Annotated in this window: 20 protein-coding genes; 5 read left to right on the top strand and 15 right to left on the bottom strand. The window is 71.3% G+C overall.

What is annotated here, in order from left to right; all coding sequences use genetic code 11:
- Positions 1 to 49: 49 nt before the first annotated feature.
- The 4 genes from ACFWI4_RS12070 to ACFWI4_RS12055 all read right to left on the bottom strand — a co-directional run bounded on the left by ACFWI4_RS12070 (position 50) and on the right by ACFWI4_RS12055 (position 6,137).
- Positions 50 to 2,509 (bottom strand): [protein-PII] uridylyltransferase, encoded by a 2,460-nt coding sequence (locus tag ACFWI4_RS12070; RefSeq protein ID WP_387194126.1) that lies wholly within the window; start codon positions 2,507 to 2,509, stop codon positions 50 to 52.
- A 41-nt stretch (positions 2,510 to 2,550) separates the two neighbouring features.
- Positions 2,551 to 2,889, bottom strand: coding sequence for a P-II family nitrogen regulator (locus ACFWI4_RS12065; RefSeq protein WP_037625082.1), 339 nt, complete (start codon positions 2,887 to 2,889; stop codon positions 2,551 to 2,553).
- Positions 2,886 to 4,223: an ammonium transporter gene (locus ACFWI4_RS12060; RefSeq protein WP_387194123.1), complete on the bottom strand. Its 1,338-nt coding sequence runs from the start codon at positions 4,221 to 4,223 to the stop codon at positions 2,886 to 2,888. Before ACFWI4_RS12060 ends, ACFWI4_RS12065 begins: the two co-directional genes overlap by 4 nt.
- Positions 4,224 to 4,661: 438 nt before the next feature.
- Positions 4,662 to 6,137, bottom strand: a complete 1,476-nt coding sequence (locus ACFWI4_RS12055; protein ID WP_387194120.1) for a hypothetical protein — start codon at positions 6,135 to 6,137, stop codon at positions 4,662 to 4,664.
- A gap of 447 nt (positions 6,138 to 6,584) precedes the next feature.
- Between ACFWI4_RS12055 and ACFWI4_RS12050 the strand changes: the two genes are divergently transcribed.
- Positions 6,585 to 7,247, top strand: coding sequence for a bifunctional DNA primase/polymerase (locus tag ACFWI4_RS12050; protein ID WP_387194117.1), 663 nt, complete (start codon positions 6,585 to 6,587; stop codon positions 7,245 to 7,247).
- A 156-nt stretch (positions 7,248 to 7,403) separates the two neighbouring features.
- Here the strand turns inward: ACFWI4_RS12050 and ftsY are convergent, their stop codons facing one another.
- On the bottom strand, positions 7,404 to 8,606 hold the full coding sequence (gene ftsY / locus ACFWI4_RS12045) for a signal recognition particle-docking protein FtsY (RefSeq protein ID WP_385408202.1): 1,203 nt from the start codon (positions 8,604 to 8,606) through the stop codon (positions 7,404 to 7,406).
- Positions 8,607 to 8,804: 198 nt separating this feature from the next.
- On the opposite strand from ftsY, the gene ACFWI4_RS12040 reads away from it, so the two are divergent.
- Positions 8,805 to 9,773, top strand: a complete 969-nt coding sequence (locus tag ACFWI4_RS12040; protein WP_387194114.1) for an LLM class flavin-dependent oxidoreductase — start codon at positions 8,805 to 8,807, stop codon at positions 9,771 to 9,773.
- Positions 9,774 to 10,067: 294 nt separating this feature from the next.
- On the opposite strand, the gene ACFWI4_RS12035 is transcribed toward ACFWI4_RS12040, so the two are convergent.
- Positions 10,068 to 11,486 carry a sugar porter family MFS transporter gene (locus ACFWI4_RS12035; protein ID WP_387194112.1) on the bottom strand — a complete coding sequence of 473 codons (1,419 nt, stop codon included), beginning with the start codon at positions 11,484 to 11,486 and terminating at the stop codon, positions 10,068 to 10,070.
- Between the two features lie 294 nt (positions 11,487 to 11,780).
- Between ACFWI4_RS12035 and ACFWI4_RS12030 the strand changes: the two genes are divergently transcribed.
- On the top strand, positions 11,781 to 12,149 hold the full coding sequence (locus ACFWI4_RS12030) for a DUF4326 domain-containing protein (protein ID WP_387194110.1): 369 nt from the start codon (positions 11,781 to 11,783) through the stop codon (positions 12,147 to 12,149).
- On the opposite strand, the gene smc is transcribed toward ACFWI4_RS12030, so the two are convergent.
- The 3 genes from smc to ACFWI4_RS12015 form a co-directional block, all read right to left on the bottom strand.
- Entirely contained in the window at positions 12,130 to 15,720 is a 3,591-nt protein-coding gene (gene smc / locus ACFWI4_RS12025; RefSeq protein ID WP_387194107.1) for a chromosome segregation protein SMC, read from the bottom strand. The two genes, ACFWI4_RS12030 and smc, sit on opposite strands and share 20 nt — an antisense overlap.
- A gap of 208 nt (positions 15,721 to 15,928) precedes the next feature.
- Positions 15,929 to 16,132 (bottom strand): hypothetical protein, encoded by a 204-nt coding sequence (locus tag ACFWI4_RS12020; protein WP_028802434.1) that lies wholly within the window; start codon positions 16,130 to 16,132, stop codon positions 15,929 to 15,931.
- 381 nt (positions 16,133 to 16,513) lie between these two features.
- The gene (locus tag ACFWI4_RS12015) at positions 16,514 to 16,795 is read right to left on the bottom strand and encodes an acylphosphatase (protein ID WP_361683156.1); all 282 of its coding nucleotides are present in this window, start codon (positions 16,793 to 16,795) and stop codon (positions 16,514 to 16,516) included.
- Between the two features lie 153 nt (positions 16,796 to 16,948).
- Between ACFWI4_RS12015 and ACFWI4_RS12010 the strand changes: the two genes are divergently transcribed.
- Positions 16,949 to 17,953, top strand: coding sequence for a CAP domain-containing protein (locus ACFWI4_RS12010; protein WP_387194103.1), 1,005 nt, complete (start codon positions 16,949 to 16,951; stop codon positions 17,951 to 17,953).
- Between the two features lie 139 nt (positions 17,954 to 18,092).
- Complete coding sequence (locus ACFWI4_RS12005; RefSeq protein WP_387194100.1) at positions 18,093 to 18,521, top strand: winged helix-turn-helix transcriptional regulator; 429 nt, start codon at positions 18,093 to 18,095, stop codon at positions 18,519 to 18,521.
- Between the two features lie 44 nt (positions 18,522 to 18,565).
- Here the strand turns inward: ACFWI4_RS12005 and mutM are convergent, their stop codons facing one another.
- The 6 genes from mutM to coaD form a co-directional block, all read right to left on the bottom strand.
- On the bottom strand, positions 18,566 to 19,426 hold the full coding sequence (gene mutM / locus ACFWI4_RS12000; protein WP_385408216.1) for a bifunctional DNA-formamidopyrimidine glycosylase/DNA-(apurinic or apyrimidinic site) lyase: 861 nt from the start codon (positions 19,424 to 19,426) through the stop codon (positions 18,566 to 18,568).
- Between the two features lie 201 nt (positions 19,427 to 19,627).
- Positions 19,628 to 20,485, bottom strand: coding sequence for a ribonuclease III (gene rnc / locus ACFWI4_RS11995; RefSeq protein WP_385408218.1), 858 nt, complete (start codon positions 20,483 to 20,485; stop codon positions 19,628 to 19,630).
- Between the two features lie 19 nt (positions 20,486 to 20,504).
- Positions 20,505 to 20,678, bottom strand: a complete 174-nt coding sequence (gene rpmF / locus ACFWI4_RS11990) for a 50S ribosomal protein L32 (protein ID WP_006139588.1) — start codon at positions 20,676 to 20,678, stop codon at positions 20,505 to 20,507.
- 2 nt (positions 20,679 to 20,680) lie between these two features.
- The gene (locus ACFWI4_RS11985; protein WP_385408220.1) at positions 20,681 to 21,325 is read right to left on the bottom strand and encodes a YceD family protein; all 645 of its coding nucleotides are present in this window, start codon (positions 21,323 to 21,325) and stop codon (positions 20,681 to 20,683) included.
- A 174-nt stretch (positions 21,326 to 21,499) separates the two neighbouring features.
- Positions 21,500 to 22,579 carry a cell division initiation protein gene (locus tag ACFWI4_RS11980; protein ID WP_387194094.1) on the bottom strand — a complete coding sequence of 360 codons (1,080 nt, stop codon included), beginning with the start codon at positions 22,577 to 22,579 and terminating at the stop codon, positions 21,500 to 21,502.
- A gap of 99 nt (positions 22,580 to 22,678) precedes the next feature.
- Positions 22,679 to 23,158, bottom strand: a complete 480-nt coding sequence (gene coaD / locus ACFWI4_RS11975) for a pantetheine-phosphate adenylyltransferase (protein WP_385408236.1) — start codon at positions 23,156 to 23,158, stop codon at positions 22,679 to 22,681.
- Positions 23,159 to 23,171 lie beyond the last annotated feature (13 nt).

Genomic DNA, 23,171 nt, shown 5'->3' with positions numbered 1-23,171 from the left:
CCGACGGACGGCCCCTGGGGTCGTGGAGATCACATGCCCACGCACCGGCTCAGGAGCGCAGTGCCTCCTCCAGGGCGCGGGCCACCGAGGCGGCCTCCTCCCCCGGCAGGGGTTCCCCCTTCGTGCCGGTCACGTAGAAGGCGTCCACGGCGTTCGCGCCGAGCGTGGACACGTGCATGCTCCGTACCCGCACCCGCGCCGTCTCCAGGGCCCGGCCGATGCGGTGCAGCAGGCCCGGGGCGTCGTGGGCGCGGACCTCGATGACCGTGGCCAGACGGGACGCGGCGGGGGCGACGGTGACCCGCGCGGGGGGCGCGACGACGCCCCGGCGGCGCGGATAGGCGGCGTCGCGCTCGGCGAGGCGGGCGGTGATGTCCAGGGAGCCGTCGAGGGCGCGTACGAGGTCGGCGCGCAGCCGGGCGGCCTGCGGCAGGGAGCCGTACTCGGCCGCGACCCGCCAGTTGAGCAGCAGCACCGAGCCCTCGACGCCGTCGGGCAGGTCCAGGGCGCGCAGTTCGGCAGTGCGGACGGTGAGCCGGTGCATGGCGAGGACGCCGGCCACCGAGGGGAGCACGCCGGGCTGGTCGGGGACGGCGATGAGGAGTTCCACGCCGAGCGGCTCGGGGTCCTCGGGGCCGGTGGCGGGTTCGGCCTCGGTGTCGAGGGGTTCGGTCTGGGCGCGCAGGGACAGGACGGGTCCGCCGGTGCGGCAGGCCTCGATCGCGAGGCGTTCCATCTCGGCGGTCGGCGCGGCGGCCTCGGGTTCCTCGGGCGCGTCCCCCGCGAGCACCGCCGAGACCCGTTTGACCAGGTCGGTGACGAGGCCCCCGCGCCAGGAGGACCAGGCGGCGGGCCCGGTGGCCAGCGCGTCGGCCTCGGTGAGGGCGTGCAGCAGCTCCAGGGTGCCCTGGGAGCCGACGGCCTCGGCGACCGAGCGGACGGTGGCCGGGTCCTCCAGGTCGCGCCGGGTCGCGGTGTCGATGAGCAGCAGGTGGTGGCGTACGAGGGTGGCGAGCACGGCGGCGTCCACGCGGTCGAAGCCGATGCGGGCGGCCACGTCGCGGGCGATGATCTCGCCGGCCACGGAGTGGTCGCCGGGCCAGCCCTTGCCGATGTCGTGGAGCAGGGCGGCGACGAGGAGGAGGTCGGGGCGGCCGACGCGGCGGGTCAGTTCGGAGGCGCGGACGGCCGTCTCGATCAGGTGGCGGTCGACGGTCCAGATGTGGACGGCGTTGCGCTGCGGCCGGCAGCGCACCCGCTCCCAGTCGGGCAGCAGCCGGGTGATCAGCCCTTCGGCCTCCAGTGCCTCCCAGACCTCGACGGTCGGGCGGCCCGAGCCGAGGAGGGTGACGAGCTGTTCGCGGGCCTCGGCAGGCCAGGGCGTGGGGAGCGGGCGGACGGCGGCGGCCAGGCGGCGTACGGCGTGCAGGGACAGCGGGAGGTCCGCCTGCGCGGCAGCGGCGGCGGCCCGCAGCGGGAGCACGGGGTCGCGTTCGGGCCGGGCGGCGCGGGCGAGCACGACCTCGCCGTCCTGTTCGACCACTCCCTCGGCGAGGGGGGAGCGTTCGGCGACGGGCTTGCCCCCGCCGAGCATGGCGCGCAGCCGGGGCCGCACCGCGCGCGAGCGCAGGACGCGTCCGACCTCGCGCCAGGTGACGTCGGAGGCGTACGAGACGACGCGGGCGGCCTCGTAGACCTGGCGCAGCAGGGTGTCGGCGTCCAGCAGTCCGAGTCCGGCGGCGACCTGGTCCTGTTCCTGGAGGGCGAGGCGGTCGGTGGCGCGGCCGGTGGCCAGGTGCAGGGCGTCGCGGACGTCGAGGAGCCGGCGGCGGGCTTCGGCGAGGCCTTCGCGGGGTGCGTCGGCGAGCCAGGACGCGGCGACGGCGCGCAGCGCGGTGGCGTCGCGCAGTCCGCCGCGCGCCTCCTTCAGGTCGGGTTCGAGGAGGTACTGGAGTTCGCCCTGGCGTTCGGCGCGTTCGGCGCACAGTTCCTGGAGTTCGGGCAGCCGCTTGGGTGCCTGGTTGCGCCAGTCGGCGAGGACGGCGGTGCGCAGTCCGGCGGTGAGGCCGAGGTCGCCGGCGAGGTGGCGGGCGTCGAGCAGGCCGAGCTGGACCTTGAGGTCGTCGGCGGCGGTCTTGCGGGCCTCGGCGGGGGTGCGGACGGAGTGGTCGAGATCGAGGCCGAGGTCCCACACGGGGTACCAGAGGCGGTCGGCGAGGGCGGCGACGGCGCCGGAGTCGGAGCCGTCGTGCAGGAGGAGCAGGTCGAGGTCGCTGCGGGGGGAGAGCTCGCCGCGGCCGTAGCCGCCGACGGCGACGAGGGAGACTCCGCGCAGCCCCTGGGAGCCGGCGGTGAACAGGCCGGTCAGCCAGTCGTCCGTCAGTTCCGCGAGGGCGGCACGGCGCGGCGGCCCGGACCGCGCCCCCTCTTGGAGGAGGCGCAGCCGGGCCGCCGCGTAGCCGCTGGGTCCCGAGTCCTCTGCTTCCACTCGCGTGTCCGTGCTCGTCACCCAGCGACTCCTGTCTTTCCTGTTCGTGCGGGCCGGTCCCGTCAGAGCGCGTCCGGGCCGCGCTCGCCGGTGCGGACGCGGACGGCCGTGTCGACCGGCACGGACCACACCTTGCCGTCACCGATCTTGCCGGTACGGGCCGCCTTGACGACGACGTCGACGAGCTGTTCGGCGTCGTCGTCCTCGACCAGCACCTCGATGCGGATCTTGGGAACGAGGTCGACCGTGTACTCGGCGCCGCGGTACACCTCGGTGTGTCCCCGCTGCCGACCGTAGCCGCTCGCCTCGGTGACCGTCAGTCCGTGGACGCCGAAGGCCTGGAGCGCCTCCTTGATCTCGTCGAGCCGGTGGGGCTTGACGACGGCGGTGATGAGCTTCATGCGTCCACCTTCTTGGTCTCCGTGGCGGGCACGGCCGTCGCGGAGCCGGCGATGACACCGCCACCGGTACCGCTGAAGTCGTATGCGGTCTCGGCGTGCTGGGCCTGGTCGATGCCCGAGACCTCTTCCTCCTCGGTGATCCGCATGCCGATGGTCTTGTCGAGGATGAAGGCGAGGATCGCGGAGGCGATCAGGGAGTAGAAGAGGACTCCGAAGACGCCGGCGCACTGGATCCAGAACTGGTGCATCCCGCCGCCGTAGAACAGGCCCTTGACGTCCGACTGGCCCTTGCCGCTGGCGAAGAGGCCGATCAGGAGCGAGCCCGCGATACCGCCGACCATGTGGACGCCGACGACGTCCAGGGAGTCGTCGAAGCCGAACTTGAACTTCAGTCCGACGGCCGCGGCGCAGGCGACACCGGCGATGACGCCGACGGCGATGGCTCCGAGCGGGGAGACCGCGCCGCCGGACGGGGTGATGGCGACCAGACCGGCGACCGCGCCGGAGGCGGCGCCCAGCGTGGTGAACGCGCCGTGCCGGATCTTCTCGTAGGCGAGCCAGGCGAGCATGGCGGCGCCGGTGGCGATCTGGGTGTTGACGAACATCAGCGGGCCGACGCCGTCGTCGTTGCCGAGCCAGGAGCCGGCGTTGAAGCCGAACCAGCCGAACCACAGCAGACCGGCGCCGAGCATGACCAGCGGGAGGCTGTGCGGGCGCATCGGGTCCTTCTTGAACCCGACGCGCTTGCCGATCACCAGGATCACGCCGAGCGCCGCGGCGCCCGCGTTGATGTGGACCGCCGTACCGCCGGCGAAGTCGATCACGCCGAGTTCGAAGGCCCAGCCGCCGGTGCCCCAGACCCAGTGCGCGACCGGGAAGTACACGACCGTCGCCCACAGGACGAGGAACACGGCCCAGGCGCTGAACTTGACGCGGTCCGCGATGGCTCCGCTTATCAGGGCGGGCGTGATGATCGCGAACATCATCTGGAAGACGGCGAAGACGAACACCGGGATGGTGTAGCCCGGCCAGAGGTCCATCTTGTCGATGCCGGCCCAGCCCACGTAGTCGCCGGTCCAGCCGATGATCGAGCCGTGGTCCGTGCCGAAGCTCATGGAGAAGCCGTAGAGCACCCACAGGATGGTGACGATGCCCATGCTGATGAAGCTCATCATCAGCATGTTCAGGGTGCTCTTGACCCGGACCATGCCTCCGTAGAAGAAGGCGAGGCCCGGCGTCATGATGAGCACGAGGGCGGAAGCAATGAGCATGAAGCCTGTGTTCGCGGAGGACAGCTTGGGTGCCTCCGCGGCAAGCGTGATGGCTGGTGCCATCGGCGTCTCCTCGTCGTTGGTACGGCCCCGTGCGGGCGAAGCCTGGGGTGGGTCGTGAGGGGTGGGCCGGTTATGCGCCATGAGATTGACGCAGCGCCGTTTCCGTGGACGCCCCTCGATGTTTCGCACCCGTGACGAAGGCACTCCGCGTGTTACACGTTCATGAACTGCCCCATTGCGGTCGAAGCGATCGTTATCGTGACGCAATCTCCCGCGGGACGCCCACGGCGTCCGGGGCGGGTCGGGCCGGGGTCGCCGTACGGGATGCCCCGGCGGTGGCCGGCCGTCCGCGCGGGAGCGGCGCCTAACGGGGCCGCGCACAACGGAACCGGCCACGGCGGGCCGTCCGATGACCTGGCACGGGGGAGCCGAGTCGGGCAGTTCGGGACGGCCGGCCGCAGCCGGGGTACTGGGCGGGGCCGCCTCGGCGGCCGGGGGTCAGACCGCCTCTGCGGTCTCGGGCAGGTCGACGGCGAGCTGGTCGGTGAGGTCGATGACCTCGGCGAGGTCGCCGAACTCGCGGACCGCGGTGTCGACCGTCTTTCGGATACGAGTGTTGACGCGCTCGGAGCGCACTTTCTTGCCGATCCTGAGTGCCTCTTTGGCCAGGACCGCACTCTGCTCGGGCTCGCGCTGGAGCAGGTGCACGGTGGCCATGCCGATGAGGTTGAGCGCGTACGACCGCTGGTGCTCGGAGTCCTTGCCGAAGCGGTCGACCGCCTGCTGCATGAGGGGCTCGGCCATGGAGGCGTACGTGGGGCTGCGCCCGGCGACGTAGGCGAGGTCGCGGTAGGAGTGCGAGTTCTCGCCGTACAGCTCGGCCTTGGAGAAGAAGCGGATCCAGTCGGGGTCCGGCTCGTCCCACTCGTGCACGTCGGCGAAGGTGTCCTCGGCCATGCGGACGGCCCGCTTGCACTTTCCGGGCTGGCCCATGTTGGCGTAGGCGCGGGCCTCCATCGCATACAGCATCGACTGGGTGCGCGGGCCGGCGCAGTCACGGCTTCCGTACTGGGCGAGGTGGATCAGCTCCAGCGCGTCCTCGGGCCGCCCGAGGTGGATCATCTGCCGGCTCATGCTGGAGAGGATGTACGAGCCGAGCGGCTTGTCGCCCGCCTCCTTCGAGGCGTGCAGGGCGAGCACGAAGTACTTCTGGGCGGTGGGCTGGAGACCCACGTCGTAGCTCATCCAGCCCGCCAGTTCGGCCAGTTCGGCGGCGACCTTGAACAGACGTTTCTCGGTGGCGGCGGGCTGCGGTTCCTGGAGCAGGTCCGTCACCTCGTGCAGCTGGCCGACGACGGCCTTGCGGCGCAGTCCGCCGCCGCACTGCGCGTCCCACTGACGGAACATCACCGTGGTGGACTCCAGCAGGTCGAGCTCCGGCTGCGAGAGCCGGCCGCCGCGGCGCGTCGAGGCGGGCGGTTCGGCCGCCTCGTACGGTGCCGCGGGCGTGGGGACGAGCCAGCGCTGCATGGGCTCGATGAGGGCCGGGCCCGCGGAGAGGCCCAGCGAGCTGCCGAGGAACCCGCGCCGCGCCAGCATGAGGTCGCTGCGCGAGTACTCGCTGATCAGGGCGACGGTCTGGGGCCCGGTCCACGGCAGGTCGATGCCGGACACGGAGGGTGCCTGGTGGGCGGTGCGCAGACCGAGGTCCTCCACGGCGACGACACAGCCGAACCGCTCGGAGAACAGCTCGGAGAGGATCCGCGGGATCGGCTCGCGCGGGTTCTCCCCGTCCAGCCAGCGGCGCACCCGTGAGGTGTCGGTCGAGATGTGGTTGGCCCCCAACTGGCGGGCCCTGCGGTTCACCTGACGCGCCAGCTCGCCCTTCGACCAGCCGCTGCGCACGAACCACGAGCCGAGCAGCTCGTTGGGGCGCTTGTCAGCGTTCGTCCCGCCTCCGCCGTTGCCGCCCACTGGAACGCCCCCACTCCCCGAGACCACTTGTCGCCGCTCTGCGCCAAGCCCTATCAGAATGCCCGTAAACGCGGCCGCGCGTCCGGTAGTTCTCACCCTTCGAACGGGAACCCGGCTTGCCCTTGGCATACTCACGAGTAAACAAAACCCCAGGACTCGTGCACACAAAGTAATCCTACGATCACCCGTCCAGCCATGGCGAACCGTGAAACGCCACCATTCGCCACCCCTTCGAATGAACTCCATTCGCCCCGTGCGCGATTCACTTGACACGGAACGGCCAAGGGTGGGCGGAGAGGCGCACTTCAGGGCGCAGCGAGCCGGGCGCACCACCCCCCGCACAACAACACGCCGTCTGGATCGCGTGATACCGGGCAGCCAGGAACAGAGGGTGACAATCCGGTTCCGTCACGTAACCACGGGCGCATCGAACCCGTTGGAGGGGGCATGGGCTTCACGATCGGCAGTAGTCGGGCGATGCGCGACATCCGGACCGGTGCTCGTCGCCGCGGCCGTTCGTCGGAGGGCACCGCCGTCGCCGCGTTCACCGGACTGTGGGGATGGGACGTGGTCCCGGGTGCCCGAGCCGCCGCGGGGGCGTGCTCGTGCGGCCGGGCGGACTGCTCCGCCCCGGGTGCGCATCCCCTCTCCTTCGCCCCGGTGATCCCGGCGGGCACGACCCTGGACGGGGCGACCCGCGCCTGGGCCGGGTTCCCGGGGGCCGCGGTGATGCTGCCGGTCGGCCGGGCCTTCGACGTGCTCGAGGTTGCCGAGGCGGCGGGGCGGCGCGCGCTCGTCCGGCTGGAGCGCATGGGTCTGCCGCTCGGTCCCGTCACGGCCACCCCGGACGGCCGCGCCCAGTTCTTCGTCTCCCCCGGGTCGGCCGCCGAACTTCCCGAGCTGCTCTACCGCATGGGCTGGGACGACGCCTCCCTCGACCTGCACGGTCTGGGCCCCGGCACGTTCATCACCGCCCCGCCCTCCGACCGTGCGGGACTCGGCCCGGTCCGCTGGCTGCGCTCCCCCGTCCTCGACTCCGTCACCAAGCCGCCGCCGGCCAGGCTGCTGCTGGGCACGCTCGCCTACGTGGCGCACCGCTCACGGGCCTGACCACGGGCCGGGTGCGGGAGCACGGCGGGCCCGTACCCCGGAGCCCCTCCCCCGCACCCCGTCGCGTCCCTCCCCGTACAGGACGAAGCGCCCGTCCCCCAGGCAGTGCCGTGGGGGCGGGCGCTTCTTCGCGTACCTACGCGTTCGCGTGGGTGGTCACTCTCCGATAAGGGCGTCAACGAACGCCTCCGGCTCGAACGGCGCCAGGTCGTCCGCGCCCTCGCCGAGCCCGACGAGCTTGACCGGGACGCCGAGCTCGCGCTGCACCGCGACGACGATGCCGCCCTTGGCCGTGCCGTCGAGCTTGGTCAGGACGATGCCGGTGATCTCCACGACCTCGGCGAACACCCGCGCCTGCACCAGACCGTTCTGGCCGGTGGTCGCGTCGAGGACGAGCAGCACCTCGTCGAGCGGGGCGTGCTTCTCCACGACACGCTTGACCTTGCCGAGCTCGTCCATGAGGCCGGTCTTGGTGTGGAGCCGGCCCGCGGTGTCGATGAGGACGACGTCCGCGCCCTCCTCGATGCCCTCCTTGACCGCGTCGAACGCGATCGAGGCCGGGTCGCCGCCCTCGGGGCCGCGGACGGTACGGGCGCCCACCCGCTCGCCCCAGGTCTGGAGCTGGTCGGCGGCGGCGGCGCGGAAGGTGTCGGCCGCGCCGAGCACGACGCTCTTGCCGTCGGCGACGAGCACGCGCGCGAGCTTGCCGGTGGTGGTGGTCTTGCCGGTGCCGTTGACGCCGACGACCATCACGATGCCCGGCGTGTCGAGGTTCGAGTCGGTCTTGACCGTACGGTCGAACTCCGGGACGAGCAGCTGGATCAGCTCCTCGCGCAGCAGGCCGCGCAGCTCGTCGGGCGTGCGGGTGCCGAGCACCTTCACGCGCTCGCGGAGCCGCTCGACCAGTTCCTGGGTGGGCTGCACACCGACGTCGGCGACGAGCAGCGTGTCCTCGATCTCCTCCCAGGTCTCGTCGTCCAGGTGCTCGCGCGAGAGCAGCGTGAGCAGGCCCTTGCCGAGAGCGTTCTGCGAACGCGAGAGCCGGGTGCGCAGCCGCACCAGACGGCCGGCGGTCGGCTCCGGGATCTCGATCTGGGGGACGGCCGGAGGCTCCTCGACGACGACCGGCGGGGCGGCCGAGCCGTCGGGGAGATCCACCTCCTCCAGGGTGCGGCGCGGTTCGTCGTGCGGCGCCTCGGCCTCGTCGCCGACGTGCGGTTCGGCCGGAGGGGCGGTGATGTCGGGGGCGGCGGGGGGCGGCGGGGGCAGCTGCTTCCGCTTGCGACTGCCGACGACGAGCCCACCGAGCGCGCCGATCACCACCACGGCGATGACTACAGCAAGGATGATGGTTTCCATAACGCCCTCAGTATCCGCCATCCCCTGTGCCGGAAGCTTTTTCCCCGCGCAGGAGAAGGCTTGTAGTTTCGTACGAACACTGGATCCCCGGAGTGTCCCGCCGGACGGCGGGCGGCTCGCCACCCGGGGGTCCGCGGCTATGGCCACCTGACGCCCTGTCAGCTACCGTCCCCCTCCACCCACGAAGGGGGGCTCCCCATGCCCGTGACGGTCGTGCGCTTCAACCTCGTCGAACCCGACGCCACCCCCGCCTCGCTCGGCGCCCGCTACCGGACCGCCGTCGAGATGGCCGCGTACGCGGACGACCGCGGGGTCACCACCGTGCAGACCGAGGAACACCACGGCGCCGCCAACAACTGGCTGCCGTCGCCCTTCGCGTTCGCGGGGGCGGTCTTCGGAGCGACCCGGCGCATCGCGGTCACCGTCTCGGCGGTCATCGGCCCGCTGCACGACCCGCTGCGGCTCGCCGAGGACATCGCCGTGCTCGACCTGCTCGGCGGCGGACGGCTGGTGACCGTGGCCGGCATCGGATACCGCCCCGAGGAGTACGCGCAGTTCGACGTGGACTGGAAGCGGCGCGGCGAGCTCCAGGACGAGCTCCTGGAGACGGTGCTGAAGGCGTGGACCGGCGAGGAGTTCACGTACCGGGGCCGTACGGTACGGGTCACCCCGCGCCCGTTCTCGGACCCGCATCCGCTGCTGCTGGTGGGCGGCTCCTCCCGGGCCGCGGCCCGGCGCGCGGCGCGGCTCGGTCTGCCGTTCTTCCCGAGCGCGCACCTGCCCGCGCTGGAGGCCTACTACAAGGAGCGGCTCATCGAGTACGGCACCGAGGGCTGGACCATGATGCCCGGCGCCGAGACACCGCTGCTGCACATCGCCGAGGACCCGGACCGGTGCTGGGCCGAGTACGGCCGCCACTTCCTGCACGAGGCACGGACGTACGCCTCCTGGCAGTCCGGCGAGATCCGCTCGGCGGTGAAGTCGGCGGCCACGACGGTCGACGAGCTGCGCGCCGAGGGCGTCTACCGGATCCTGACGCCCGGTCAGTGCGTGGACCTGGGCCTGGACAGTCTCGTCCTGCATCCGCTGTCCGGCGGGATGCCGCTGGAGGAGGGCTGGCGCAGTCTGCGTCTGTTCTGCGAAAGCGTGCTGCCCCGGCTCGCGTGACCTGACGGTCCGGACCGGGGCGGCACGCCCTCTTCACTGGTGCCGCGCCAGGCAACGTTTGCCCCTGAAGGAGCGGCGTCCGGTGCGTGCTCTCGGTGTGCCGGCCGGAAGTCCTCGTACTGGATGTACTTGGGCTTTCGGCCGGTGCAGCGAGAGGGCGTGCCGGGCGTCGCGACGGGGTGAACGTTGCCTGGCGCGGCACCAGTACGGGGAGAGGGGCAGCGGGGACTTGGCCCTTCTCCCCGGGTCGGGGGGCCGCCGGCGGGCGTGGGGGGCCGCCGGCGGCACGGGCGGTCAGCCCATCTCCTCCAGCGCCTTGCCCTTCGTCTCCTTGACGAACTTGAGGACGAAGGGGATGGAGAGCACCGCGAAGCAGGTGTAGATCACATAGGTGCCGGAGAGGTTCCAGTCGGCCAGCGACGGGAAGCTCGCGGTGATGGCCCAGTTGGCCATCCACTGCGCGGAGGCGGCGACACCGAGCGCGGCGGCGCGGATCCGGTTCGGGAACATCTCGCCGAGGAACACCCAGACCACGACACCCCAGGAGAGGGCGAAGAAGAGGACGAAGACGTGGGCGGCGATCAGGGCGACCCAGCCCTGGGTGGCGGGCAGCTTGCCGTCGACCAGGTCGTAGGAGAAGGCCCAGGCCTCCAGGCCGAGGCCGATGGCCATACCCACCGAGCCGATGAGGGCGAGCGGCCTGCGGCCGATGCGGTCGACGAAGATCATGGCGATCACGGTGCCGATGATGTTGATGATCGACGTGGTGAACGAGTAGAAGAACGAGTCCGTCGGGTCGACACCGACCGACTGCCACAGCGTCGCGGAGTAGTAGAACGCGATGTTGATGCCGACGAACTGCTGGAAGACCGAGAGCCCGATACCGACCCAGACGATCGGGAGGAAGAGGAAGCTGCCGCCGAGCAGGTCCTTGAAGGTCGACTTGTGCTCGCGCTTCATGGCCGTCTCGATCTCGTCCATGCGGGCGTCCAGGTCGATCTTGTCGCCCTCGACCTCCTTGAGCACCTCACGGGCCCGGTCCCTGCGGCCCACTTCGAGGAGGAAGCGCGGCGACTCGGGGATGGCGAAGGAGAGCAGACCGTAGAGGACGGCCGGGATGACCATGACACCGAGCATGACCTGCCAGGCCTCCACGCCCAGCAGCTGACCGCGCTGGTCGCCGCCGGCCGCGTTCAGGATGGCGTAGTTGACGAGCTGCGAGATGGCGATGCCGACGACGATCGCGGCCTGCTGGAACGAGCCGAGCCGTCCGCGGTACGCGGGCGGGGAGACCTCGGCGATGTAGGCGGGGCCGATGACGGAGGCCATGCCGATGGCGAATCCGCCGATGATGCGCCAGAAGGCGAGGTCCCAGAGCGCGAACGGCAGGGCCGAGCCGACGGCGCTGATGGTGAAGAGGCTCGCGGAGATCTGCATGCAGCGGATGCGTCCGATGCGGTCCGCCATGCGGCCGGCGGCCGCCGCGCCGATGGCGCAGCCGATCAGGGCGATGGCGATCACCTGGGCCAGCGCCGCGGAGCCGATGTTGTAGCGGTCGCGGATGGCCTCGACCGCGCCGTTGATCACAGCGCTGTCGTAGCCGAAGAGGAAGCCGCCCATCGCGGCCGCGGCCGCGATGAAGATGACATGCCCGAGATGCTCGGGATGAGCCGTCCGGGCTCCTGGCACAGGTGCCTGCGATGCGCTGGTCACTAAGACTCCTCGGGCCACCGGCCTCGCTGCCGGGGGTGGGGGGCGAAGACCTTCACCGGTGGTTACCAGTGGCGCACAGGTTCACGCGGGCCACCACCTGAAGGTAAAAGGAACGTCGGAGAGACTATGCCTTCACTTTTCGAAGTCAAACCCCGGGGTCGTTCCGGACATCGCCACCGATGTGACGTTGTTGTGTTCAAGGTTTGAACATCAAGTGCCCGAATGGTCCAGCGAGGGCCGGTTCTCGGCCGCGCTCACGTTGCTCCCGGCCGCCCGAACGAGGAGGATCCGAGCATGCCCAGGACCACGGTCGTCAACCTCAAGGGTCACCGCGACGACCCTGCGTACGCCGATGTGGTGTACGTCGGCCGCGCCATGCACCGGGGCGGCTGGCGGCTGGCCGGTTCCCCGCTGGCGAGCCCGTTCCGCCCGGGCCACGACGGCACCCGCGAGGAGGTCGTCGAGATGTACCGCGCCTATCTGCTGGCGCGCCCGGAACTGCTGGCCCGGCTCCCGGCCCTGCGCGGCCACCGCCTCGGCTGCTGGTGCGTCCCCGAGCGCTGCCACGCCGAGGTGCTGGCCGAACTCGCCGACGAGGGCGTGGGCGAGGACCTTCCGGAGCCGGACGAGGGGGAGCCTGGCCTCAGCGCAGGCGCTGGCTGATCACCTTCGAGACGCCGTCGCCCTGCATGGAGACGCCGTACAGCGCGTCCGCGACCTCCATCGTGCGCTTCTGGTGCGTGATCACGATCAGCTGCGAGGCCTCCTGGAGCTCCTGCATGATCCTGATCAGCCGCTGGAGGTTCGTGTCGTCCAGCGCCGCCTCGACCTCGTCCATCACGTAGAACGGGCTCGGGCGCGCCTTGAAGATCGACACCAGGAGCGCCACGGCGGTCAGCGACCGCTCGCCGCCCGACAGGAGGCTGAGCCGCTTGACCTTCTTGCCCGGCGGCCTGGCCTCCACGTCGACACCCGTGGTCAGCATGTTGTCGGGGTCGGTCAGGATCAGCCGCCCCTCACCGCCCGGGAACAGCCGGCCGAACACGCCCTCGAACTCCCGGGCGGTGTCCCGGTACGCCTCGGTGAAGACCTGCTCGACGCGCTCGTCGACCTCCTTCACCACCTGGAGAAGGTCGGCGCGCGTCTTCTTCAGGTCCTCCAGCTGCTCGCTGAGGAACTTGTGGCGCTCCTCCAGCGCGGCGAACTCCTCCAGGGCCAGCGGATTGACCTTGCCGAGCTGCTGGTACGCCCGCTCGGCCGACTTCAGCCGCTTCTCCTGCTCGGCCCGGTGGAAGCGCCGCGGCTGGTTGCGCGGGTGCTCGGGGTCGTCGGGCAGCTCCTCGCCCTCGGCGGGCAGCGACGGCGGTACGAGCTGGTCGGGGCCGTAGTCCGCGACGAGTCCCGCCGGTTCGACGCCGAGTTCGTCCAGCGCCTTCGCCTCCAGCTGCTCCATGCGCATCCGCTTCTCGGCGCCGAGCACCTCGCCCCGGTGCACCGAGTCGGTGAGCTTGTCGAGCTCTTCCTTGAGGTCACGGCCCTGGCCGCGCGCGGCCACGAGCTCCTGCTCGCGGCGGGCCTTCGCCGTGTCGGCGGCGGTGCGCTCCTCCTCGGCGCGGGCGAGCGAGATCTCGACGTGCGCGAGCAGCTGGCGGGCGCCGGAGGCGACGGCCGAGGCGACGGCGGCCTCGTGGCGCAGCCGGGCACGCCGCTGTTCGGCACGCGCGCGTGCCTCGCGTTCGGCCCGGGCGGCCCGGTCCAGCGAGTCGGCCCGTCCGGCGAGTCCCTTCACCCGCTCCTCGTGCGTACGGACCTGGAGGCGGGCCTCCATCTCCGTCTGCCGCGCGTTGGCGCCGTCCGCGGCGAGCCGGTCCCGTACCGAGGTGTCGGGTTCCTCCTCGGCCGGCATCTCCTCGGCCACGGCGAGCCGTTCGGCCAGTTCCTCCGCCTCGGCCACGGCACGGTCGAGCGCCTCCTGCGCGCGGGCCGCGGCCGCGGTGCCGCGCTCGGCCTCTCCGGCGGCGCCCCGCGCCTGCCCGGCCAGCCGTCCCAACTGCTGCGCCACGGAAGACTTCTCCCGCTCGGAGGCCCGGCGTCGCTCCCCCAACTCCTCGACCAGCGCGGCCCGTTCCTTGCGCAGTTCCGTGGCAAGTTGCTGAGCCTCGGCCAACTCCTCGCAGCGTACGGCCAGTTCCTCCAGCTCGGCGGTGGCCTCGTCCACGGAGGCCTGCACTTCGAGGAGGCTCGGCGCACCGGCGGACCCGCCGTGCGCGAAGTGCGCCCCGAGCAGGTCGCCCTCGGCGGTCACCGCGGTGAGTCCGGGGCGGGCGTGGACCAGGTCCTCGGCCTCCTCCAGGGTGCCGACGACGACGATCCCGCGCAGCAACCGCCGTACGGCGGGCATCAGTTCGGCGGGACCGCGGACCAGAGCGGCGGCGTACGGGCGGCCGTCGGCGTCGGTGCCCGAGCCGGCGTCGGGGGCCGTACCGGTGCCGGTCCCCGCGTCGGGTTCCTCGGGCGCTCCGGCGAGCAGCAGGGTCGCGCGGCCCGCGTCCTGCTTGCGCAGCAGCCGGATGGCCTCGGCCGCCGAGGCGGTGGTGGTCACCGCGACGGCGTCGGCGGCCGCGCCGAAGGCAGCGGCGAGCGCGACCTCGAAACCAGGGGTGACCGACAGCAGCACGGCGGCGGGACCGAGGATCCCGGTGAGCCGGTCCGTGGCGCCGAGCAGCACTCCCGTGCCGTCCTTGCGCCGCAGGCCGAGGGCGAGGGCGTCACGGCGGGCCCGGGTGGCGGCCCGCTCGCGTTCCGAGGCGGTCGCGGCCTCGCGGGCGGCGCTCAGGGCGGCCTCGGCGTCGGACAGGGCGGCCCTGGCCGCCTCGTGCCGCTCGGCGAGATCGGCGTCGTCCGCGTCGAGTCCGTCGACCTCGGCCTTGAGCTGCTCGTACTCCTCCTGGGCGGTGACCGCGCGGTCCCGTGCCTCGTCGCGGGCGGCGGCGAGCCGGTCGATCTCGGCCTGCGCCGAGGCGGCGCGCGAACGGGCCGCGTTGACCTGGCCGCCCAGGCGGGCGAGGCCCTCGCGGCGGTCGGCGATGGCGCGGGCCACGTCCTTGAGCCGGCGCTCCTCGACGGTCAGTTCGCGCTCCAGCTCGGCGCGGTGCGCGACGGTGTCCTCCAGGGCCCGCTCGGCCGCCTCCAGGGCCGCTTCGAGTTCGGCCTCCTGCTCACGGACGCGGGCGGCCTCTCGCTCCATGTCCTCGGGGTCGCGGCCGCGCCGCTCCTCGGCGGGCACCGAGGTGGCGCTCTTGACGCGGGCGTCGGCCAGCGAGACGGTGCCGCGCACCCGCTCCGCGAGCTGGGAGAGTTCGTACCAGGTCTGCTGGGCGCGCTGGAGACGCGGCGTCAGCTGCCGTACCTCGTCCTCCAGCAGGGCCTCCCGCTGGAGCGCCTTCCTGAGCTCGGTCTCGGCGGACTCCTTGCGCCGCTTGAGCTCGGCCTCGTCGGCGATCTCGGACTGGAGCGCCCCCCGCAGCCGTACGAGGTCGTCGGCGAGCAGGCGCAGCCGGGCGTCGCGCAGGTCGGCCTGGATCACGGCCGCGCGGCGGGCGACGGCGGCCTGCCGGCCGAGCGGCTTGAGCTGGCGGCGCAGTTCGTCGGTGAGGTCCTGGACGCGGGCGAGGTTCGCCTGCATGGCGTCCAGCTTCCGCAGCGCCTTCTCCTTGCGCTTGCGGTGCTTGAGGACGCCGGCCGCCTCCTCGATGAAGGCACGGCGGCCCATCGGGTCGGCGTGCAGGACGGAGTCGAGCTGGCCCTGTCCGACGATGACGTGCATCTCGCGGCCGATGCCGGAGTCGGACAACAGCTCCTGGATGTCGAGGAGTCGGCAGGTGTCGCCGTTGATCTGGTACTCGCTGCCGCCGTTGCGGAACATGATCCGCGTGATGGTGACCTCGGCGTACTCGATGGGCAGCGCCCCGTCGGAGTTGTCGATGGTCAGCGAGACCTCGGCCCGGCCGAGCGGCGGACGCCCGGTGGTCCCGGCGAAGATGACGTCCTCCATCTTGCCGCCGCGCAGCGACTTGGCGCCCTGTTCGCCCATGACCCAGCTGAGCGCGTCCACGACGTTGGACTTGCCCGAGCCGTTGGGGCCCACGACACAGGTGATGCCCGGCTCGAACCGCAGCGTGGTCGCCGAGGCGAACGACTTGAACCCGCGCAGGGTCAGGGCCTTGAGGTGCACGCCGCCGGACTCTACCTTTCGGGCCGGTCTCACTCCATGAACGCGCGGTTTCGCCCATGAAGGCGCAGGGCAGACCAGACGTTGAAGAGGGGGAAACGTTGCCCGGGAGCAAGAAAGAAGGGACGCCGGAGGGCGTCCCTTGCAAATCCGACAACTGAGCGGTTGATTCGGGCTGCCCAACCACTGCTGTCATGGTGCGGTGCAGTGATCAGGTGAGCGCAGGCTCCGCCTGGGGTACGTCGATGCTCTCGAGAAGCGAGTCGTGAGAAGCGGCAGCCGCGAGCGCGTCGTTCTCGGCCTGGATCCGTACGAGCTCGGATTCGAGGTCCTGGACGCGCTGCTGGAGCCGTCGCATCTCGGCAATGAGTCGCGGGTCGGAGCCGCCGACGTAACCGAGAAGCGCCTTTGCCATGATGGATGGTCCTCCACACTGAGTGACCGACCGAAGCGGTGTGGGTCGTGAGGGAATCGCACCCGCGATGCTTGACACTGCTGTTGTCGTGCTGCCGTTCCACATGCCAAACAGCTAAGGTGCGCGGGGCTTTCAGCGTCTCACCAAAAAGTTTGACGGTCAACACGATCACGCCCCGTATCGGCGGGCAACCCACTGTCGCGCGGCTTCTGGAACGGCGGCGCGGCGACTCCGGTGGGACCCTCGGGGCGTCGGGATCATCGTTATCTCGGGAGCCTGCCACTTCGAGCCGTCGTTGGCAACCACCAGGCGGTTTCCACTACTGACGGGTGCCGGAGGCATACGCCACGCCACTTTCGGAGGGTCTCGCGGGAGGCTCCGTCAGCGGATCGCGAAGCCGTCGTAGATCCCCCGGGGCGTGTCCCAGATCTCAGTGACTCCGTCGACCCGGCCGGGCGTGTCGTCTCCCTGGAGCCAGTCGAGCAGACTCTGGCAGCCGGCCCGGGGGCCCTCCGCGACGACCTGGACGCGTCCGTCGTCGAGATTGAGAGCAAAACCACTCAGCCCGCCGATCTCCAGGGCCCTGGCCCGGGTAAACCAGCGGAAACCCACACCTTGGACGCGTCCGCGGACCCAGACGACCAGCCGTGAAACCTCGTTCATGGCTGCACGCTAACCGGACAATGTCTCGTGGAGCACATCCTCCCCACGCGCCATGGGGTACCGTCCCGGACCAATGAGTCTCACTAGAAACTCACTCTTCCGGGTGAGTTTGAGGTGAGGATCGCTGACTCAAGATCGAGGAAGGCCCAAGAGATGGGACGCCACCGACGCTCCGACGCCGGCCGCGCCGCCACAGGGCGCGCCACCGGAGTCACAGAGACGAGCGAGAGCCACACGGAAAGCTACGGCCCGGAGAACCTGTACGGCTACGCGGCCGTCGCCGATCTCCCGTCCGCCGCCTCCGCCCGCTCGCACCGCAAGCGCAAGGGCCCGAGCCCCGTCAAGACGGGTCTGCTCGGCGTCTCGGCGGCCGTGGCCCTCGGCACCGTGGCCGTCGCGGCCGGTGTCGTGCCCGGCGCCGACAACTACGCGCTCGGCGGTGGCAGCAACAACTCCGACAACATCCAGGCCGCGAGCTCTCCCTCCAGCATCGACCGGCAGCAGGGCGGCACGTCCGGCCCCGCCGACGCCCGCGGAGGCACCTCGACGAGCCGCGGCTCCGGGCGCGCGACCACCACCCCCTCGACCACCGCCCCCTCGGCCTCCACCTCGCCGTCGGCCGCTCCGACCACGAAGACGCCGCCGAAGAAGCAGGCGACCCCGGGCAAGGAAGCCGGCGCGTCGAAGCAGAAGGAGACGACGACCGCGCCCGAGGCTCCCAAGCCCTCGCAGTCCGAGACCAGCGCCCCTGTCGCCGTGGCCCCGGTGAACGTGTCCGCGCAGGCGGCCGCCGAGGCCGAAGTGCTCAAGCTCGTCAACGACGAGCGCGCCAAGGTCGGTTGCAGCCCGGTCGCCGCGAACAGCGCCCTGACCGACCTCGCCCAGGCCTTCAGCGAGGACATGGCGGCGCGGGACTTCTTCGACCACACCGACCCGAGCGGGCTGACCCCCTGGGACCGTGCGGCGAAGGCCGGGATAACCGACCTCGGCGGCGAGAACATAGCCCGCGGCCAGGCCGACGCGGCGGCCGTCATGGACGCCTGGATGAACAGCCCCGGCCACAAGGCCAACATCCTGAACTGCGACTTCAAGACCCTCGGCGTCGGAGTCCACTTCGGCGAGGGCGGCCCCTGGTGGACACAGGACTTCGGCTACTGAACCGACCGCTGACGACACGACCGGCCCGCTCGGGGGGCCGGTCGTGTCGTGCTTTCCGGGCCGGAAGCGCCGGGACGACGGGCTAACCAGGAGTCAGCGCAACCCCTCGGGTGGCGCTGTGGCTGCGTATGCTGGGTGCATGGAATCGTCCCCGCGGATCAGTGAGTACTCCGGGAGCGGCGACGGCGAGGATCTCGCGTACGACGTGTTCGCCCGTGGCTGTCCGTCCCGGGGCACGCTGGAGCACGTCACCGGCCGCTGGGGCTCCCTGACCCTCGGGGCGCTGCACGACGGCACGTTCCGGTTCAACGAGCTGCGCCGCAGGGTCGACGGCGTCAGCGAGAAGATGCTCTCGCAGACCCTGCACGCGCTGGAGCGCGACGGTCTGGTGCACCGTGACGCGCGGCCCACGAACCCCCCGCGCGTCGACTACACCCTCACCCCGCTGGGCCGCGAGGTCGCCGAGCGCCTGCTGGCCCTCATCGGCTTCGTGGAGAGCCGCATGGACGACGTCCTGGCGGCCCGCGGACGTTACGACGAGACCCGCGAGGCCCGGCAGGGGGCGTAGGCCCGCACGGGCGTGGACGGCTCCCGGGCGGTGGCGCCGGGGTGTCAGGCCGCCGGGCGCGGTGCGCGCTGGCAGCGCGGGCAGAAGTAGCTGGAGCGGTTCATCCAGGGCTTCCGGCGCATCGGGGTACCGCAGCGGTGGCAGGGCTCGCCCTCACGCCCGTAAGCGTCGAGCGAGCGGTCGAAGTAGCCCGACTCGCCGTTGACGTTGACGTACAGGCTGTCGAAGCTGGTGCCGCCGACGGCGAGGGCGTCGTTCATGACATCGCGGACGTGGCCGAGGAGTTCGGCGGTGCGCGGCCGGGTCATCGTTCCCGCCGGGCGTTCGTAGTGGAGCCTGGAGCGCCACAGCGCCTCGTCCGCGTAGATGTTCCCGACACCGCTGATCAGTGACTGGTCGAGCAGGGCCCGCTTGAGGGTCGTACGGCGGGCCCGCAGCGCGGTGTGGAACGCGGCGTCGTCGAAGAGGGGGTCGAGCGGGTCGCGGGCGATGTGCGCGATGACGTCGGGGAGGCCGTCCGCGGTGTTCTCGTGCAGCGACAGACCGCCGAAGGTGCGCTGGTCGACGAACCGCAGCTCGGTGCCCTGCGCGTCCTCGAAGCGGACGCGGATGCGCAGATGCTTCTCGTCGGCGGCGTCCTGCGGCTGCACGAGGAGCTGACCGCTCATGCCCAGGTGCGCCAGCACGGAGAAGGGCGAGTCGTCGAGCGGCAGCCACAGATACTTGCCGCGGCGCATCGCCCCGCCCACCCGGTGCCCGGTGAGTGCCTTCGCGAAGGCGTCGGGTCCCGCCAGGTGCCGCCGCACGGCCCGCGGGTGGCGGACCTCCACGGATCCGACGACCCGCCCGGTGACCCAGCGCTCCAAGCCCCGCCGCACGACCTCGACTTCGGGCAGCTCGGGCACGGGACTCCTCCAGGGGAACGGACGGGGCGGGTGATGCCGGAAGGGTACATCGAGCCCGGCGACGGCGGCCGGGGAACGGCCCGCGGGCGGGCCGGCGCAACGCGCGGACCCCGCCGCGGCGCTGGTGCGCCGTGACGGGGTCCGGTGGTGCGGGTACTTCGGGTGCTGCGCGTACCGCGGTACGTCAGCGGGTCGAAGGAGTCAGGCCGTGGCCGGGTCGGGGCCGGGCGTCGAGGGGACGTCGGCGGTCTCCTCGCCGTCCCGGGCCGCCTGCTGGGCGACACGGTCCGCCTGCTCCGCGGCCCGGGCCGACTTCGCCCGCTCGTCCGCGGCGGAGTGGATGGCACGCCACGCGGACTCCGCGGCCTGCTGCTCCGCCTCCTTCTTGCTGCGGCCGGTGCCGGTGCCGTACGAGACGCCTCCGACGCGGGCGGCAGCAGTGAAGACCTTCTCGTGGTCCGGGCCGGTCTCCGTGACCAGGTACTCGGGAACCCCGAGCCCCTCGGTCGCGGTGAGCTCCTGGAGACTGGTCTTCCAGTCCAGGCCGGCACCGAGATTCGAGGACTTCTCGATCAACGGGTCGAAGAGACGGTGGACGAGCTCGCCCGCCGCTTCCAGACCCTGGTCGAGATACACAGCGCCGATCACCGCTTCGAGGGTGTCGGCGAGGATGGACGCCTTGTCCCGGCCTCCCGTGCCTTCCTCGCCCCGGCCGAGCCGGATGAAGGAGCCGAGTTCGAGGCCGCGGCCCACCTCCGCCAGTGCACGAGAATTGACCACCGCGGCCCGCAGTTTGGCCAGCTGGCCCTCGGGCAGGTCGGGGTGGGTGCGGTACAGCGTGTCCGTGACCACGAGGCCGAGTACGGAGTCCCCGAGGAACTCCAGACGCTCGTTGGTCGGCAGACCGCCGTTCTCGTACGCGTAGGAACGGTGGGTCAGCGCACGCACCAGAAGGGCGGACTCGAGCTTGTAGCCGAGCCGCCCTTCCAGAAGCGTGTGGGACGAGGCTGTGTTGTCCGCCTTTTTCTTGGCGGTTGGATCCGCCTTGGCGTCAGACATCAGACCTCTCACCAGCCGCTCAGACCTCGAGGACCTGGCGCTTGTTGTAGGTGCCGCAAGCCGGGCACGCGATGTGCTGCAGCTTGGGCTCGTGGCAGCGCTCGCACGCAACCAGGGTGGGGACCGCAGCCTTCCACTGCGACCGGCGGTGGCGCGTGTTGCTGCGCGACATCTTCCGCTTCGGAACAGCCACGGCTACTTCTCCTGCTTCTCGTCGACGCCAGGTTCGGCGCCGCTCAACTCGTCCTTCTCGCCATCTTCGAGTGAACCGGCGAGTCCCTGCAGTGCCGCCCAACGGATGTCGACGGCGTCGTGGTGGTGGTCCGGGTCGTCCGCGAGCCGGGCTCCGCATTCGGAGCACAGACCCAGGCAGTCGTCCTGGCACACCGGCTGCATCGGCAGTGCGAGCACCACCGCATCCCGCAGCACGGGTTCGAGGTCGAACAGGCCGTCCTCGAGAAAGAGCGTGTCCTCGTCGTCCTCGGCGTCGTCGACCGGCTCCGCCTTGGGGCGGCCCCGGTCATCGGCGTCAGGGTACGAGAACATCTCCTGGAAATCCGCTTCGAGCGCCTGCTCTAGCGGCTCCAGACACCTTACGCACTCCCCCTTCACCGATGCACGGGCGGTGCCTGTGACAAGCACCCCTTCCATGACCGACTCCAGACGGAGTTCGAGTTCCACCGGGGCGCCTTCCGGCACTCCGATGACACCCTGGATCCCGAGATCCACGGGAGCGTCGATCGTGCGGGTCAGGCGCTGCATCGCGCCAGGACGCCGCCCCAGCTCGTGCGTGTCGAACACGAGAGGATTGCGGTGGTCGAGGCGGGCGTTCAGAGCCATTCCTGCTTTCGATCTTCGAACTCGAGGAACGCCACCCGGGGTGTCCCTCGGGCAGCGCTGATCACGGACGTAGACGCGACCGAAGAGCCAGGATACTGGACCTTTCGCTCTCGGCCCAATCCGGTGCGCGCCCCCATCCGGGCCGGCGGCGCGCACCCCCTGCCGACCGTGCGGTCAGTGCCCGCCGCGGCCCTGCTCGTACGCCCTCAGCTGGTCCGCGCTGATCATGCTGGTGTCGAAGAGGCTGGCCTCGTCGAGGGCGTGGCTCTGCTGGTCCATGAGATGGGCCTGCTGCTGGGCGTAGCCCTGCTGGCCCTGGTCGTACCCCTGCTGGTCGTAGCCCTGCTGCTGGTAGGCGGCGTACGGGTCGGCCTGCTGGTAGCCGTAGGCGTCCTGCTGGGGGGCGTACTGCTGCTGGTAGCCGTACGGGTCGGCCTGCTGCTGGTAGGCGTACGCCTCCTGCTGCCCGTAGGACGGCTGCGCGGCCGGTTCCGGGGCCTGGGCCGGGATGCTCTGCTCGGGCTCGTCGGCGAGCTCCGCGAGGCCGGCCAGGTAGTCGGCGTCGCTGGTGTGCGCGCCGGGCGTCCCGTCGTCCCCGTAGGAGCCGAGCGTGCCGAGGTCGTCCGAGGCGATCCGGCCCTGGAGCTTCTCCCGGCCGCGGCCGACGGCCTCCAGGGTCTTGGCGAGGACGGCCTCGAAGGCGCCGAGCTTGGCGTCGACGTATTCGTCGGCGTTGCGGCGCAGGGTCTCCGGGTCGTAGCTGCGCTCGGGGGAGTCCTCGTCCTCGTAGCCGTCCTCGTCGAGGCCGGGGCCGGTGCCGAGGAGCTTCTCGCGGCCGCGGCCGACGGAGCCGAGGGTCTTGGTGAGGACGACCTCGAAGTTGGCGAGCTGGGAGTCGACGTAGTCGTCGGCCTCGGCCCGGATCTCCTCGGCCTCCTTGCGGGACTCGTTCAGGATCCGGTCCGCCTCGTTCTGCGAGCGGCGGGCGACCTCGGTGTCGGAGATCAGCGAACCGCGCTCGGCGTGCGCGGTCTCGATGATCCGCTCGGCCTCCTGACGGGCCCGTTCGACCATCTCCTCGCGGCCGCCGATCAGCTCCTGCGCCTGGGCGAGGGAGCCGGGCAGCGCCTGGCGCACCTCTTCCAGCATCGCGAGCAGGTCGGCGCGGTTGACCACGCACGACGCCGACATGGGCATGGAACGGGCGCTGCCGACCGCCGAGACGATCTCATCGAGCTTCTTCTGTACGTCCACCGTGTGCTCGCCACTCTCTACAGCCGTGATGGAGACGGACGGGACGACTGTACGACCACTGCCGCGCCGTCCGACACCGGGTGACGGACTGTCAGTCGCTCAGTCCTCGCCGAGCCGCTCCTTGAGCGCCTCCAGGACCACCGGGGGCACCAGGTGGGAGATGTCCCCGCCCCAGTTCGCGACCTCCTTGACCAGCGACGAGGACAGGAAGCTGTAGGTGGGGCTGGTCGGGATGAACAGGGTCTCGACGCCCGAGAGGCCGTTGTTCATCTGGGCCATCTGGAGTTCGTAGTCGAAGTCGCTGACCGCGCGGAGGCCCTTGACGATGGCCGGGATGTCCCGCTGTTTGCAGTAGTCGACGAGGAGGCCGTGGTAGGCCTCGACCTGGACGTTGCCGAACTCGGCCGTGACCTCGCGGATCAGCTCGATCCGCTCGTCGACCGTGAACAGGCCCTTCTTCGACTGATTGATCATCACGACGACGTGCACGACGTCGTACAGCGCGGAGGCGCGGGCGATGATGTCGAGATGTCCGTTGGTGATGGGGTCGAATGACCCCGGACAGACGGCGCGGCGCAACAGTGGTCCCTCG

This window comes from Streptomyces sp. NPDC127038 (assembly GCF_042725875.1).
Lineage (GTDB): Bacteria > Actinomycetota > Actinomycetes > Streptomycetales > Streptomycetaceae > Streptomyces.
Note: the sequence above shows the minus strand (reverse complement) of the source record. Positions and strands in the feature narration are given on the sequence as shown.

Excerpts from the sequence above, each read along its gene's own strand:
- ACFWI4_RS12065 (WP_037625082.1), bottom strand. The coding sequence starts at position 2,889 with ATGAAGCTCATCACCGCCGTCGTCAAGCCCCACCGGCTCGACGAGATC.
- ACFWI4_RS12060 (WP_387194123.1), bottom strand. The coding sequence starts at position 4,223 with ATGGCACCAGCCATCACGCTTGCCGCGGAGGCACCCAAGCTGTCCTCC.
- ACFWI4_RS12050 (WP_387194117.1), top strand. The coding sequence starts at position 6,585 with ATGGGCTTCACGATCGGCAGTAGTCGGGCGATGCGCGACATCCGGACC.
- ftsY (WP_385408202.1), bottom strand. The coding sequence starts at position 8,606 with ATGGAAACCATCATCCTTGCTGTAGTCATCGCCGTGGTGGTGATCGGC.
- ACFWI4_RS12040 (WP_387194114.1), top strand. The coding sequence starts at position 8,805 with ATGCCCGTGACGGTCGTGCGCTTCAACCTCGTCGAACCCGACGCCACC.
- ACFWI4_RS12030 (WP_387194110.1), top strand. The coding sequence starts at position 11,781 with ATGCCCAGGACCACGGTCGTCAACCTCAAGGGTCACCGCGACGACCCT.
- ACFWI4_RS12020 (WP_028802434.1), bottom strand. The coding sequence starts at position 16,132 with ATGGCAAAGGCGCTTCTCGGTTACGTCGGCGGCTCCGACCCGCGACTC.
- ACFWI4_RS12015 (WP_361683156.1), bottom strand. The coding sequence starts at position 16,795 with ATGAACGAGGTTTCACGGCTGGTCGTCTGGGTCCGCGGACGCGTCCAA.
- ACFWI4_RS12010 (WP_387194103.1), top strand. The coding sequence starts at position 16,949 with ATGGGACGCCACCGACGCTCCGACGCCGGCCGCGCCGCCACAGGGCGC.
- ACFWI4_RS12005 (WP_387194100.1), top strand. The coding sequence starts at position 18,093 with ATGGAATCGTCCCCGCGGATCAGTGAGTACTCCGGGAGCGGCGACGGC.
- rnc (WP_385408218.1), bottom strand. The coding sequence starts at position 20,485 with ATGTCTGACGCCAAGGCGGATCCAACCGCCAAGAAAAAGGCGGACAAC.
- ACFWI4_RS11985 (WP_385408220.1), bottom strand. The coding sequence starts at position 21,325 with ATGGCTCTGAACGCCCGCCTCGACCACCGCAATCCTCTCGTGTTCGAC.